Raw genomic sequence first — 12,680 nt, 5'->3', positions numbered from 1 at the left:
CCCACGGCGGAGGCTGGTGGGTGGGCCACCGGCTGTGACTGCTCGAAGCGCTGGGTGGCCGTCAGAGGCTTCTGGAGCCCCTCCCCGGATATGGGGAGTCGTCTCGCGCCCGCTCAGGGCGGCACATGCGGACTCAGGTACCGGCAAACCCCCATTCGTGTCGGCGCTACCGGTAGACTGGTGGGTAATCCCGCCACCCCGCGGAACAAGTCGAACGACGCAGCCGCTCCCGTATGCCCGGAGAACGGCCTGTGCTGTGCCAGAAAGGGCGCTTCGTGGCCGATTCCGGCAACCCCAACGAGATCACTCCGTCCGCCAACGCTGCGTCGTACGACGCCAGCGCGATCACCGTCCTCGAGGGTCTGGACGCGGTCCGCAAGCGACCCGGCATGTACATCGGCTCGACCGGTGAACGGGGACTGCACCACATGGTGCAGGAGGTCGTCGACAACTCGGTCGACGAGGCCCTGGCCGGCCACGCGGACACCATCGACGTGACGATCCTGGCCGACGGCGGCGTGCGCGTCGTCGACAACGGGCGCGGTATCCCCGTCGGCATCGTCCCCTCCGAGGGCAAGCCGGCCGTCGAGGTCGTGCTGACGGTCCTCCACGCGGGCGGCAAGTTCGGCGGCGGCGGCTACGCGGTCTCCGGCGGTCTGCACGGCGTCGGCGTCTCCGTCGTCAACGCCCTGTCCACCAAGGTCTCGGTGGAGATCAAGACCGACGGTTACCGCTGGACGCAGGACTACAAGCTGGGTGCCCCGACCGCGCCCCTCGCCCAGCACGAGGAGACCGACGAGACCGGCACCTCGGTCACGTTCTGGTCCGACCCGGACATCTTCGAGACGACCGAGTACTCCTTCGAGACGCTCTCGCGCCGTTTCCAGGAGATGGCCTTCCTCAACAAGGGCCTCACCATCACGCTCACCGACGAGCGCGAGTCCGCGAAGGCCACCGTCGGTGCCGACGACCCGGACGCCGAGGCCGCCGCCGAGCCGGCCGCGCGCACGGTGAAGTACCACTACGAGGGCGGCATCGTCGACTTCGTGAAGTACCTCAACTCGCGCAAGGGCGAGCTGATCCACCCGACCGTCATCGACGTCGAGGCCGAGGACAAGGAGCGGATGCTCTCGGTCGAGATCGCGATGCAGTGGAACTCGCAGTACAGCGAGGGTGTGTACTCCTTCGCCAACACGATCCACACGCATGAGGGCGGTACGCACGAAGAGGGCTTCCGCGCCGCGCTGACGGGTCTGGTGAACCGGTACGCGCGCGAGAAGAAGCTGCTGCGCGAGAAGGACGACAACCTCACCGGTGAGGACATCCGCGAGGGTCTGACGGCGATCATCTCCGTCAAGCTGGGTGAGCCGCAGTTCGAGGGTCAGACGAAGACGAAGCTGGGCAACACGGAGGCCAAGACCTTCGTCCAGAAGATCGTCCACGAGCACCTCAACGACTGGTTCGACCGCAACCCCGTCGAGGCCGCGGACATCATCCGTAAGTCGATCCAGGCGGCCACCGCGCGCGTGGCGGCCCGCAAGGCGCGTGACCTGACCCGCCGCAAGGGTCTGCTCGAGTCGGCCTCCCTGCCGGGCAAGCTGAGCGACTGCCAGTCGAACGACCCCACCAAGTGCGAGATCTTCATCGTCGAGGGTGACTCCGCCGGTGGCTCGGCCAAGTCCGGCCGTAACCCGATGTACCAGGCCATCCTGCCGATCCGCGGCAAGATCCTGAACGTCGAGAAGGCCCGGATCGACAAGATCCTGCAGAACACCGAGGTCCAGGCGCTGATCTCGGCCTTCGGCACCGGAGTCCACGAGGACTTCGACATCGAGAAGCTCCGCTATCACAAGATCATTCTGATGGCGGACGCCGACGTCGACGGTCAGCACATCAACACCCTGCTGCTGACCTTCCTCTTCCGCTTCATGCGTCCGCTGGTCGAGGCCGGTCACGTCTACCTCTCGCGCCCGCCGCTCTACAAGATCAAGTGGGGCCGGGACGACTTCGAGTACGCGTACTCGGACCGTGAGCGCGACGCGCTGGTCGAGCTGGGCAAGCAGAACGGCAAGCGGATCAAGGAAGACTCGATCCAGCGCTTCAAGGGTCTGGGCGAGATGAACGCCGAGGAGCTGCGCGTCACCACCATGGACGTGGACCACCGTGTCCTCGGCCAGGTGACCCTGGACGACGCCGCCCAGGCGGACGACCTGTTCTCGGTGCTGATGGGTGAGGACGTCGAGGCCCGGCGCTCCTTCATCCAGCGCAACGCCAAGGACGTTCGCTTCCTCGACATCTGAGTCGGTCTCAGCTGACCGTACGAAAGGACTGACGACCAGCAATGGCCGACGAGAACCCCCCTGTGACGACCGAAGAAGAAGAGCCGGTGCTGCGGATCGAGCCCGTCGGGCTCGAGACCGAGATGCAGCGCTCGTACCTCGACTACGCGATGTCCGTCATCGTGTCGCGTGCGCTGCCCGACGTGCGTGACGGCCTCAAGCCCGTCCACCGTCGCGTGCTGTACGCGATGTACGACGGCGGCTACCGGCCCGAGAAGGGCTTCTACAAGTGCGCCCGCGTGGTCGGCGACGTCATGGGTACGTACCACCCGCACGGCGACTCCTCGATCTACGACGCCCTGGTCCGCCTGGCCCAGCCGTGGTCGATGCGGCTGCCGCTGGTGGACTCCAACGGCAACTTCGGTTCCCCGGGCAACGACCCGGCCGCCGCCATGCGGTACACCGAGTGCAAGATGATGCCGCTGGCCATGGAGATGCTCCGGGACATCGACGAGGAGACCGTCGACTTCCAGGACAACTACGACGGCCGGAACCAGGAGCCGACGGTCCTGCCGGCGCGCTTCCCGAACCTGCTGGTCAACGGCTCGGCCGGCATCGCGGTCGGTATGGCGACCAACATCCCGCCGCACAACCTGCGCGAGGTCGCGGCCGGCGCCCAGTGGGCGCTGGAGCACCCCGAGGCCACGCACGAGGAGCTCCTCGACGCGCTCATCGAGCGGATCAAGGGCCCGGACTTCCCGACCGGCGCGCTGGTCGTGGGCCGCAAGGGCATCGAGGAGGCGTACCGCACCGGGCGTGGCTCCATCACGATGCGCGCGGTCGTCGAGGTCGAGGAGATCCAGAACCGCCAGTGCCTGGTGGTCACGGAGCTTCCGTACCAGACCAACCCGGACAACCTCGCGCAGAAGATCGCCGACCTGGTGAAGGACGGCAAGATCGGCGGCATCGCCGACGTCCGCGACGAGACCTCGTCCCGTACCGGCCAGCGCCTGGTCATCGTGCTCAAGCGCGACGCCGTCGCCAAGGTCGTCCTGAACAACCTGTACAAGCACACCGACCTCCAGACGAACTTCGGCGCCAACATGCTGGCGCTCGTCGACGGTGTGCCGCGCACGCTCTCGCTGGACGCGTTCATCCGCCACTGGGTGACGCACCAGATCGAGGTCATCGTGCGCCGGACCCGCTTCCGGCTGCGCAAGGCCGAGGAGCGCGCCCACATCCTGCGCGGTCTGCTCAAGGCGCTGGACGCGATCGACGAGGTCATCGCGCTCATCCGGCGCAGCGACACGGTCGAGGTCGCGCGCGAGGGCCTGATGGGCCTGCTGCAGATCGACGAGATCCAGGCCAACGCCATCCTCGAGATGCAGCTGCGCCGGCTCGCCGCCCTGGAGCGCCAGAAGATCGTCGCCGAGCACGACGAACTCCAGGCGAAGATCAACGAGTACAACGCGATCCTCGCCTCCGAGGAGCGGCAGCGGCAGATCGTCAGCGAGGAGCTGGCGCTGCTCGTCGAGAAGTTCGGCGACGACCGCCGCTCCAAGCTGGTGCCCTTCGACGGTGACATGTCCATCGAGGACCTGATCGCCGAGGAGGACATCGTCGTCACCATCACGCGTGGCGGCTATGTGAAGCGGACGAAGACCGAGGACTACCGCTCGCAGAAGCGCGGCGGCAAGGGCGTGCGCGGCACGAAGCTGAAGCAGGACGACATCGTCGACCACTTCTTCGTCTCCACGACCCACCACTGGCTCCTCTTCTTCACCAACAAGGGCCGGGTGTACCGGGCGAAGGCGTACGAGCTTCCGGACGCCGGCCGGGACGCGCGCGGCCAGCACGTCGCCAACCTGCTGGCCTTCCAGCCGGACGAGCAGATCGCCGAGATCCTCGCGATCCGCGACTACGAGGCCGCGCCGTACCTGGTGCTCGCCACGAAGGCCGGCCTGGTGAAGAAGACCGCGCTGAAGGACTACGACTCGCCGCGCTCGGGCGGTGTCATCGCGATCAACCTGCGGGAGACCGAGGCCGGTGGCGACGACGAGCTGATCGGCGCCGAGCTGGTCTCGGCGGAGGACGACCTGCTGCTCATCAGCAAGAAGGCGCAGTCGATCCGGTTCACCGCGACGGACGAGGCGCTGCGCCCGATGGGACGAGCCACCTCCGGCGTCAAGGGGATGAGTTTCCGCGAGGGCGACGAGCTGCTCTCGATGAATGTCGTCCGGCCGGGTACGTTCGTCTTCACCGCCACCGACGGTGGGTACGCGAAGCGGACCAACGTCGACGAGTACCGCGTCCAGGGTCGTGGTGGCCTCGGTATCAAGGCCGCCAAGATCGTGGAGGACCGTGGTTCGCTCGTGGGGGCGCTGGTGGTCGAGGAGACGGACGAGATCCTCGCCATCACGCTGTCGGGCGGTGTGATTCGTACGCGAGTCAACGAAGTCAGGGAGACCGGCCGTGACACCATGGGCGTCCAGCTGATCAACCTGGGCAAGCGGGATGCCGTCGTCGGTATCGCGCGCAACGCCGAGGCGGGCAGCGAGGCCGAAGAGGTCGTCGAGGCCGGTGCCGAGGCCGAGATCGGCGAGGGCGTCGAGGTCGCGACCGCGGCCGAGGCCGAGGCAGCCGAGGGCAACGAGTCCTCGGCCGGGGAGCACGAGGAGTAGAGCGTGAGTGGAGCCACGGGCGCCGGTTCGGCGGAAGCCGGAGCTTCTGCTGGGGCTGGAGCGAACGGTGCCCGTGGTTCCGCCACGGACTCCCAGGGGGTTGCGGTGACGGACACCCGAGGGCCCAAGCCCTCGTACGAGACGTACAACGGGCCGCTGCCCGGCGAGCGCGCGGGCGCGCAGCAGCCGAGCGGGCCGTACCACCCGCCGCAGGCGTACGGCGCGCAGGCGCCGGGCACCGGCTCAGGCGGCGGTACGACGACAGGTGGGGCAGGCGGCACGGGAGGCGGGGTGGCAGGCGGCATGGTCGGCGGCGTAGGCGGTCAGAACGCGGGTGCCATGCGCCTGCCGCGCACCGGGGCGCGCACCACTCCCCGTACGCGCAAGGCGCGGCTGCGGGTGGCCAAGGCCGACCCGTGGTCGGTGATGAAGGTCAGCTTCCTGCTCTCCATCGCGCTGGGCGTCTGTACGGTCGTGGCGGCGTCGGTGCTGTGGATGGTCATGGACGCCATGGGCGTCTTCTCGACCGTCGGCGGCACGATCAGCGAGGCGACGGGCTCCAACGAGTCCAACGGCTTCGATCTCCAGTCGTTCCTGTCGCTGCCCCGTGTGCTGATGTTCACCTCGGTGATCGCCGTGATCGACGTGGTGCTCATGACCGCGCTGGCGACCCTGGGCGCGTTCATCTACAACCTGTCGGCCGGATTCGTGGGCGGTGTGGAGCTCACGCTGGCTGAGGACGAGTGACCTGCGGGGGGCCGCCCGCTGTGCTCCTCAGGCCTCCGGGCCCGGGCGATTTTGGGACTGGCCCCCACGTGCGCTAATCTTCAGGAGTCAGCGCGCGGGACACACACCGCAGAGCGCGGCGGGGCTATAGCTCAGTTGGTTAGAGCGCATCCCTGATAAGGATGAGGCCACAGGTTCAAATCCTGTTAGCCCCACCAGCACGAAGACCCCTAGCCGATCATGGCTGGGGGTCTTTGACATCTACGGCTGACATCAGCCGATCAGCGGGTCTTCCAGAAGCTCGGCGAGCATGGACACGGCTTCCCGCTCACCGTCACCCACAACGTGTGTATAGACATCCATCGTCATGCTGATCTGACTGTGCCGCAGGATCGCCTGAGCGACCTTGGGGTGAACCTTCAGGAAGGCGAGCAGGGTGCCACAGGTGTGCCGGGCAAGGCGGACCGTGATCCGGCGGACACCGGCCCGAGTCACCAGGCGGTCGAAGGTCCGGGAGAAGCCCACCGGATCGGTCAGGCCGCCACGCTCGGAGGAGAAGATCACGTCATGGTCCGGCGCCTGAGCCCAGTCGTCACCCACGATCTTCCGCTCCAGCTCTTGCAGCTCCCGGCGCTCCTCCAGGGCGCGAGCGCAGAACTCAGGAAGGGGAAGCACGGCCTGCGACGACTCCGTCTTGAGGTCCTTCAGGACCAGGCCCACGCGCTTCTCCCGCTGCACCTGCTTGACCGGTGTGAACTGGCGATTCTCGAAGTCGATGTCCTGCCAGCGAAGGCCCAGCACCTCACTCCGCCGGAGGCCGAGCACAAGGACCAGGACACCGGCCGCGTAGAAGCGGTGGGCCCGAGCCGACCGCAAGAAGGTGATGGCCTCGCGAGCGTTCCACGGCTTGGCCTTGTCCTTGCTGACCTTGGGCATGTCCACGAGCAGCGCGACGTTCCGCGTCAGCAGCTCCTCACGCATGGCCCGGTTGAGCGCGTTCCGGAGGATTCGCAGCACCTCGAAGCGGGTCGCAGCGCCGACCTTCTCACGCTTCAGCGCGGCCATGAACGTACGGATCTGGGCGGGCGTGAGCTTGACCAACGGCTTCTTGCCGAGGTGAGGCAGCAGATAGAGCCGGACCTTGGACTCGTACTTGGCGTAAGTGTTGTGCTCGCGCTCCGGCTCCACGATGTGCTCAAGCCAGTAGGCCAGCCACTCGCCAAGGCTCCAAGAGCGGGAGGGCACGGGGACGCCGTTGCGCTCCTGGTCCTGCAACTTGCCGAGCTTTTCCGCGGCTTCGTCGTACGTGCCGCCGTAGACGAACTTCCGGACGCGGTGGCCGTCCGTGTTGGTGACGTAGGCGGCGCCCTGGTAGCGGCCATCCTTCCGCTTGGTGATCGTTCCCCCGCCGTTGGGGCGACGCTTGGCCATCAGGCAGCCTCCTCGTACTGAAGTCGTGAAGCGAGGTACGTCCGCAGTCCCTCAGCCGGGACCCGACGGCTTCGACCGATGGTCAGCGAGGGCAGACGGTGCGTGCGGATCAGGTCGTAGACGGTCGTACGGCCGACCTTGAGCCGAGCCATGACTTCCGGGACGGTCAGCAACTCGTCAGTCATCCCAGCCCCCTGTGTCGTCGGCTTGGGCCCGGTACTCGCGGGCGTGTTCGCGGTTGTGCTGGAGGTCCCGGTGGACGTTGGCGGCGAGCCAGGATTCACCAGGGGTGGAGCCGTGGCCCGCGTAGGCCCAGTGGGAGACGACGAGAACGGTGGCTTCGGGGTGTTCGTCGGGTTCGGGCAGGCCGAGGGAGGCGCGTTGTTGGGCGGCGCGGTAGTCGGCGCGGACCTGGCGTAAGGCGCCGAGGGTGGTGGAGTAGCGGCGGGACTTGGTGGAGAAGTGGCCCCGGAAGCCGAGCATGTGGGCCCAGGCCCGAAGGCGCCGGTCCGGGTAGGCCGCATCCAGGTCCATGCAGGCCTCCATGAGGCGCCGGGGGTGGTCGGGGATGCCGAGGAGGACGAGGGCTTCCTTGTTGCCGACCGGGTGGTCGACGGTGCCGGTGGTTTCGGCGGCCTTGGTGGCGTACTTGGCGACGTAGGCGGCGACTGCTTGTTCGGTGAGGTCCTCGCCGTTGCCGAATGCGCCGATGGGCTGGACGTCGATCTGCTTGCCCCAGCGGAGCACCCAGTCGTTGATGAAGCCGTGGTCTTCGTTTGCGGGGACGACGACGCGGACGCGGGCGGCAGCGGCTCGGATAGCGTCGGTCAGCAGGTCGAGGGTGGCCCAGGCCGGGGGCGGCGTGTCGGGTCCATCCGGGCCGTCGAAGCGGATGACGGCGTGGAAGTGCACGGCGCCGCGCTTCTGGTACTCGGCGACCTTGCCGAAGGAGACGCGGGACTGCTCGCGGGCGGCTTTCTGGGTGAGGCCCGCGCGGCGGGCGATCTCGCGGCGGAGGTAGATCGTGAAGTAGCGCCACAGTTCGGAGGCGTGGTTGTTCCACAGCACGGCGGTCGCGTAGTCGTACGAGGACGGGTCGAGCGGGGTGCCGAGTTCGGGCGCGTCCTCGGAGTGCCGGACGCCGCAGCGGCAGGGCCGGGCCCCGGGGCGGTTGTGGACCGGGCCGAAGGACGGAGCGGTCAAGGTGGCGAAGACGCGGGGGTGATCGCGGATCGTGTCGGGGGTGCCCTTGTCCGGGGCACCGACAAGTCCGGCGCGGATCAGGTGGTAGGTGTCGCCCGCGTAGGTCCAGGCGCAGGCGGGGCAGCGGGAGGCCCGCCGGTTGCCGCAGGCGACCCGCAGCACGCCACCGGGCTCGGTGTCGGTGGTGTACGCGTGGAGCACGGTCCGAGTGGCCGGGTCGAGGAGCTTGGTACCGCCGGAGAGCCGAATCGGCGAGGCGCATCCCCCGGTGCGGCGGATCTGCTCGTTGAGGCGGTCGAAGCCGGGGGCCCCGGCCACCCGAAGCAGATCGCTCAGGGTGGCCGGGTCCAGGCCCGCCTGGGTGGCGGTGTCGGTCACGTGATCACTTCCCATGGGCGGTGCCGTGGTTGGCGTTCCATCCGGCGACGAGTGCACCGACCTGTGCGTCTCCCTTGGCGGAGGCGGTCGTGCCGCAGTGGCAGACGGCGGAGGCGGTGGCGGGCTCGTGTGGGGACGGCTTGCTGATGTGCAGGCCGGGGCGGTCCGGGGTCGGGGTGAGGTCAGCCACGGCCGGTCACATCCCGGCGCGGACGAGGATGGCGACGGTGTTGGTGTGGCCGGTTCCCTGGCAGGTGGTGCAGTGGACGCGGACCGTGTGGCGCATGCCGTGGGCGGTCTGGAGGCCGGTGGTGATGGTGGCGGTGGCGAAGCCGTCGCAGTCCCGGCAGATGCGCGGGGCCTGGGTGGTCTCGGGCATGATGAGGTCTCCCTTTCGGGTCCGTTGGATCTGGAATGGGTGCAGGCATCCGGGGCGGCGGAAGTTTGGCGACCGAGGCCGCCCCGGGGGCCGTTCAGCGCTTGTGCTGGCCGTTGAGGAGCGAGCGCAGGACGACGGCGCACACGGCGACCGAGGCGGCGCTGACGGCAACGGCGAGGAGCATCGAGACCAGGACGGTGCCGACGACCAGCACGAGTCCGGCGCCACCCGCGACGACCGTGATGAGGCCAGCCGGGGTGAGGCGAACGGCCGGGACCTGGACGCGGGGCGCAGCCGGGACGGGCGCCGGGACATGGTCGTGACCGCAGGGCACGGGCTGTGTGATCTGGGGCTCCATGCCGGTCGTGGTGGTCGGCTGAGTGAGCGGGGTGACGTGGCCGGTGGGGAGCGGGTTGACGGGGATGCGGGGTCGGAGCATGGCGGGTCTCCCTACTTGGTGATCGCGGTGTCGATGGCGGAGGCGAGGAAGCTGTCGGCGAGGAGGTAGCCGCCGAGGAGGATCACGGCGACGAGCCACCAGGGCGGGCGGATGAGCTTGATGCCGAGGGCGCCGACGACGATCAGGGCGAGCCAGAGCGGGACGTCCATGACGCGGTTCTCCTTCGGTCAGCGGGGGTTGCAGCGGTGGGTGCGGGCGGCGAGCTGGGCGGCGGACTGGCCCGAGTAGTCGGCGGACCAGCCGCAGTCATCAGCGGTGCAGGCGGCGGTGTGCTTGGTGCGTCCGTGGCGGTCGCGGTGGGTGCCGATCTGCACGGGGCCGATCCGCATCACGGAGTGGAAGTGATCGCGCGCGGGCATGAGGCGTTGTCCTTCAGGTGAGTTGGGCGGCGATGGCGTCGGCCATCACGGGCGGGACACCCAGGCGGGCGCGCAGGGTGTCGGTGTCGATGTGGGTGCCAGTACGGGTGTGGTGGTCGTCGGCGAGCTTCTGGGCGTGGGCGACCAGGGCCGGTGGCACAGCAACCGGCAGGGGCGCGGGGCTCGGCTGGGGTGTCGCCTCCGGCTCGATGGCGGGAAGAGCGGGCGTGGGAGCGGGCTCGGGCTCCAGTTCGGCCGTTTCGTCTCGCTCGATGACCGCCTCGACGGGCTCGGGCTCGGCGGTGTCTGCGGTGGTGGTCGGCTGTTCGGGCGGGGTGTGGACGAGGAGGGTGCCGCCGAGGAACGCGAGGGCGGGCCATCCGGCGACGAGGATGCGAAGCCAGTCGGGGACGTCGCCTAGGTCGAGGAGTCCGGCGGTGGCCACGTTCGCTCCCAGCGACGCGGCGAGTGCGACGGTGAACCAGGTCCAGGCCGAGCGAGCAGAGGCGCCAGCAGCCCGGAGGGTCCGCAGTCGACGCCAGGCGGCGACCAGCAGCAGGTCGACGGAGACGGGGTAGGCCCAGGCTTTCCAGCCGGTCTGTCCGGCGGCGGCGGCGAGGTCGTGGAGGTGGGCGAAGGACAGGGCCCCGGCGATCACGGCCTGTACGAGGACGGCGTCCACGCGGATCGGCGAGCGCTTCACGGGGGTTCCTCCTTCCTGGAGTTGGGGCCGGGACGGGGCGGGGCAGGGGTGGTCGGCCGCCCTATCCCGGCGGGTCAGGTGGCGGCTTGGCCGGTGCCGAAGCAGGACAGGCAGAGAGCGGCCTGCCGGTGCTCGGTGTCGCGGCGCTTGCGGGAGCCGACCTGGACGGTTTCGGTGGTCTCTCCGGTGCCCTTGCAGTCCGGGCACTTCTTCGGCGCGGGCTTCTGGCGAGTGGCCATGGCGGGTGCCTCATTCCGGGTTCAGGCATGGCAGGGGTAGGGCCCTGGCGCGAGGCGGTCACGCCAACCGGGTGTGCGGGGGTGTGTCAGGCCGGGGCAGGGGCGGTTTCGACCGCCGGGGCCGGGACCTTGACCAGGCTCGGCAGGACCGGCCGGAAGTCGTCCAGGGCCGGGATCTGCGGAGTGCGGTGGGCCTGGGAGTTCGCGATGTTCACAGCCCGCCGGAGTGTGAGGTGCGGGGTGCGGATGCGGACCCAGCCGCCGGAGGATTCCCCGGCAACGGCGGTGCCGGGCCGGTCGGTGCGGATCTGGACCGTGGCCAGGACCGCGTCCGGGGAGATGTCGCCGAAGGCCATGTTCGCCGACGTCTCGTCATTGACACGGTGGGCAGTACGGCCGGTGAGCTGGGCACGAAGCATCGTGATCCCCTTGCCGAGCTCCGAGCCGAAACGCTGACCGCAGATCTCCAGATAGATCCCAGCGGCGCGGCCGAGCTGAGCGAGCCGGACCAGGGCTGTGATGATCCGGTCCCGGCGCTTCTCCTCCTCCTTCGTCGCGAACAGAGCGAGTTCAGCGACCTCATCGACCACGAGCACGATCGGGGTCGGGCGCAGGTGATCGGGCAGGTCCCAGATGTCGGCGGTGATCTCCGCGTCCGGCACGTCGGCACTCAGCCGCTGCTCTCGCCGGATGAGCTGGTAGACGTCGGCCATGTGCTCAACGAGAGCGTCGAGCAGCTCGGCAGCGGTGTCGGGGTTGTCGGCCAGAGCGGTGAACCGGCGGGCAAGCGGTGCGAGTTCCACACCCTGTTTGCAGTCGATCCCGACCAGCGCGACATCCTGCCTGGCGAGACCGGCGACGAGGTTGCGCTGATAGACGGACTTGCCGGACTGGGTGGCGCCGACGTTCAGCGCGTGCGGGCTCTGGCGGTAGTCGCGGTAGTAGACCTCTCCGTCTTCCCGCATGGCGACCGGAACCCGCATCCCCCCACCAGCAGCCGCAGCAGGCATCTGGACGCGCTTGAGGACGTCGTAGCCGGTCATCCGCAGCTCGACCACACCCGAGCGGATCTCCCGAGCAGTGACGTTCTGCATGACGAACGAGTGCCGCAACCGGTCCGAGGCGGCGGAGAAGTCGAACGCGTCCTGACCGGGCCGGAGCTTCACCCGCAGAACCAGACCGGTCCGCGTCGGCCGCAGCCGGAGAATCCTCGGCGCCCGGGGATCCGGGACAGGCCGGTTCGCCATCCGGGCGACCGCCAGACGGAAACGGGACGGCGGGACGGTCAGCCCGCACGCGTCCATGACCGACGCGTATCGGGCGAGGACCCGCACCACGGCGATGAGGATGCCGAAGGTCATCCAGTACCAGGCCGGACGCTGCCACCGCAGCAGCAGCGCGACCGTGGCGACCAGGGCCAGCGTGACCGTTAAGGCGGTCCCGTTCATGGTCAGGCGCCGACCGTGAGGGCGACCGCGCGGAACGAGATGCCGTGCCTGGCCTGCCCGTTGAAGTTGTTCTCCCAGTCCCGCGCCTTGAGCCCGATCACGGAAACCGGCATGCCCGGCGCCAGCCCATCGGGAAGGCCCGTCTCCGGGACGGTCACCTGGTAGAGGTTGCCCTCCCCCTCGTCCGAGATCAGCAGGCCCACCGTGGACAGACCCGCGCCGGTGTCCCGGTCCACCGCGCGCTCACCGGTCTGCTTGCTCACGAGCTTCGGGACGGGGGCCGTGGCCACGAACACCACGGCGGTCGACGTGTCCACCTTGAACGACGGCATGAGTTTCTCCCTCAGAGATGCCAGTAGAGACCAGATGACCAACTTGGCTAACCCGGTTGGTC

15 protein-coding genes and 1 tRNA gene are annotated in these 12,680 nt (G+C 68.9%); 4 read left to right on the top strand and 12 right to left on the bottom strand.

All coding sequences use genetic code 11. The features are described 5' to 3' along the window. The first annotated feature begins 251 nt into the window (after positions 1–251). From gyrB to ACWF79_RS16350, 4 genes are all read left to right on the top strand, one after another. Positions 252–2,300 carry a DNA topoisomerase (ATP-hydrolyzing) subunit B gene (gyrB, locus tag ACWF79_RS16365; protein ID WP_453728773.1) on the top strand — a complete coding sequence of 683 codons (2,049 nt, stop codon included), beginning with the start codon at positions 252–254 and terminating at the stop codon, positions 2,298–2,300. Positions 2,301–2,341: 41 nt separating this feature from the next. Next, entirely contained in the window at positions 2,342–4,960 is a 2,619-nt protein-coding gene (gene gyrA / locus ACWF79_RS16360) for a DNA gyrase subunit A (RefSeq protein WP_453728772.1), read from the top strand. Positions 4,961–5,065: 105 nt separating this feature from the next. Beyond that, a complete protein-coding gene (locus ACWF79_RS16355; RefSeq protein ID WP_453728771.1) occupies positions 5,066–5,707 on the top strand; it encodes a DUF3566 domain-containing protein in 642 nt (213 codons plus the stop codon). Positions 5,708–5,827: 120 nt separating this feature from the next. After that, positions 5,828–5,904 (top strand) — tRNA-Ile (locus tag ACWF79_RS16350). A 55-nt stretch (positions 5,905–5,959) separates the two neighbouring features. Here the strand turns inward: ACWF79_RS16350 and ACWF79_RS16345 are convergent. The 12 genes from ACWF79_RS16345 to ACWF79_RS16290 form a co-directional block, all read right to left on the bottom strand. After that, positions 5,960–7,117 carry a tyrosine-type recombinase/integrase gene (locus tag ACWF79_RS16345; protein ID WP_453728770.1) on the bottom strand — a complete coding sequence of 386 codons (1,158 nt, stop codon included), beginning with the start codon at positions 7,115–7,117 and terminating at the stop codon, positions 5,960–5,962. Beyond that, positions 7,117–7,302, bottom strand: coding sequence for a helix-turn-helix domain-containing protein (locus ACWF79_RS16340; protein WP_453728769.1), 186 nt, complete (start codon positions 7,300–7,302; stop codon positions 7,117–7,119). The genes ACWF79_RS16345 and ACWF79_RS16340 overlap by 1 nt, the downstream gene beginning before the upstream one ends. Beyond that, entirely contained in the window at positions 7,295–8,698 is a 1,404-nt protein-coding gene (gene repSA / locus ACWF79_RS16335; RefSeq protein ID WP_453728768.1) for a replication initiator protein RepSA, read from the bottom strand. The genes ACWF79_RS16340 and repSA overlap by 8 nt, the downstream gene beginning before the upstream one ends. A gap of 4 nt (positions 8,699–8,702) precedes the next feature. Beyond that, positions 8,703–8,888: a hypothetical protein gene (locus tag ACWF79_RS16330; RefSeq protein ID WP_453728767.1), complete on the bottom strand. Its 186-nt coding sequence runs from the start codon at positions 8,886–8,888 to the stop codon at positions 8,703–8,705. Between the two features lie 6 nt (positions 8,889–8,894). Next, positions 8,895–9,077: a hypothetical protein gene (locus ACWF79_RS16325; RefSeq protein ID WP_453728766.1), complete on the bottom strand. Its 183-nt coding sequence runs from the start codon at positions 9,075–9,077 to the stop codon at positions 8,895–8,897. Positions 9,078–9,171: 94 nt separating this feature from the next. Beyond that, positions 9,172–9,516, bottom strand: coding sequence for a SpdD-like protein (locus tag ACWF79_RS16320; RefSeq protein ID WP_453728765.1), 345 nt, complete (start codon positions 9,514–9,516; stop codon positions 9,172–9,174). An 11-nt stretch (positions 9,517–9,527) separates the two neighbouring features. After that, entirely contained in the window at positions 9,528–9,686 is a 159-nt protein-coding gene (locus tag ACWF79_RS16315; RefSeq protein WP_453728764.1) for a hypothetical protein, read from the bottom strand. A gap of 18 nt (positions 9,687–9,704) precedes the next feature. Further along, positions 9,705–9,896: a mobile element transfer protein gene (locus ACWF79_RS16310; RefSeq protein ID WP_453728763.1), complete on the bottom strand. Its 192-nt coding sequence runs from the start codon at positions 9,894–9,896 to the stop codon at positions 9,705–9,707. A gap of 13 nt (positions 9,897–9,909) precedes the next feature. Further along, positions 9,910–10,599: a DUF2637 domain-containing protein gene (locus ACWF79_RS16305; RefSeq protein WP_453728762.1), complete on the bottom strand. Its 690-nt coding sequence runs from the start codon at positions 10,597–10,599 to the stop codon at positions 9,910–9,912. A gap of 74 nt (positions 10,600–10,673) precedes the next feature. Then, on the bottom strand, positions 10,674–10,838 hold the full coding sequence (locus ACWF79_RS16300) for a hypothetical protein (protein WP_453728761.1): 165 nt from the start codon (positions 10,836–10,838) through the stop codon (positions 10,674–10,676). 86 nt (positions 10,839–10,924) lie between these two features. Then, entirely contained in the window at positions 10,925–12,286 is a 1,362-nt protein-coding gene (locus tag ACWF79_RS16295) for an FtsK/SpoIIIE domain-containing protein (RefSeq protein ID WP_453728760.1), read from the bottom strand. A gap of 2 nt (positions 12,287–12,288) precedes the next feature. Then, positions 12,289–12,618 carry an SCO3933 family regulatory protein gene (locus ACWF79_RS16290; protein ID WP_453728759.1) on the bottom strand — a complete coding sequence of 110 codons (330 nt, stop codon included), beginning with the start codon at positions 12,616–12,618 and terminating at the stop codon, positions 12,289–12,291. Between the last annotated feature and the right edge of the window lie 62 nt (positions 12,619–12,680).

It is taken from the genome of Streptomyces sp. NPDC054975 (genome assembly GCF_053609105.1).
Note: the sequence above shows the minus strand (reverse complement) of the source record. Positions and strands in the feature narration are given on the sequence as shown.

Bases quoted from the DNA above. Each gene is read 5' to 3' on its own strand.
- ACWF79_RS16295 (WP_453728760.1), bottom strand. From the start codon at position 12,286: ATGAACGGGACCGCCTTAACGGTCACGCTGGCCCTGGTCGCCACGGTC.
- ACWF79_RS16340 (WP_453728769.1), bottom strand. From the start codon at position 7,302: ATGACTGACGAGTTGCTGACCGTCCCGGAAGTCATGGCTCGGCTCAAG.
- ACWF79_RS16290 (WP_453728759.1), bottom strand. From the start codon at position 12,618: ATGCCGTCGTTCAAGGTGGACACGTCGACCGCCGTGGTGTTCGTGGCC.
- ACWF79_RS16325 (WP_453728766.1), bottom strand. From the start codon at position 9,077: ATGCCCGAGACCACCCAGGCCCCGCGCATCTGCCGGGACTGCGACGGC.
- ACWF79_RS16345 (WP_453728770.1), bottom strand. From the start codon at position 7,117: ATGGCCAAGCGTCGCCCCAACGGCGGGGGAACGATCACCAAGCGGAAG.
- ACWF79_RS16310 (WP_453728763.1), bottom strand. From the start codon at position 9,896: ATGCCCGCGCGCGATCACTTCCACTCCGTGATGCGGATCGGCCCCGTG.
- ACWF79_RS16320 (WP_453728765.1), bottom strand. From the start codon at position 9,516: ATGCTCCGACCCCGCATCCCCGTCAACCCGCTCCCCACCGGCCACGTC.
- ACWF79_RS16300 (WP_453728761.1), bottom strand. From the start codon at position 10,838: ATGGCCACTCGCCAGAAGCCCGCGCCGAAGAAGTGCCCGGACTGCAAG.
- gyrA (WP_453728772.1), top strand. From the start codon at position 2,342: ATGGCCGACGAGAACCCCCCTGTGACGACCGAAGAAGAAGAGCCGGTG.
- ACWF79_RS16315 (WP_453728764.1), bottom strand. From the start codon at position 9,686: ATGGACGTCCCGCTCTGGCTCGCCCTGATCGTCGTCGGCGCCCTCGGC.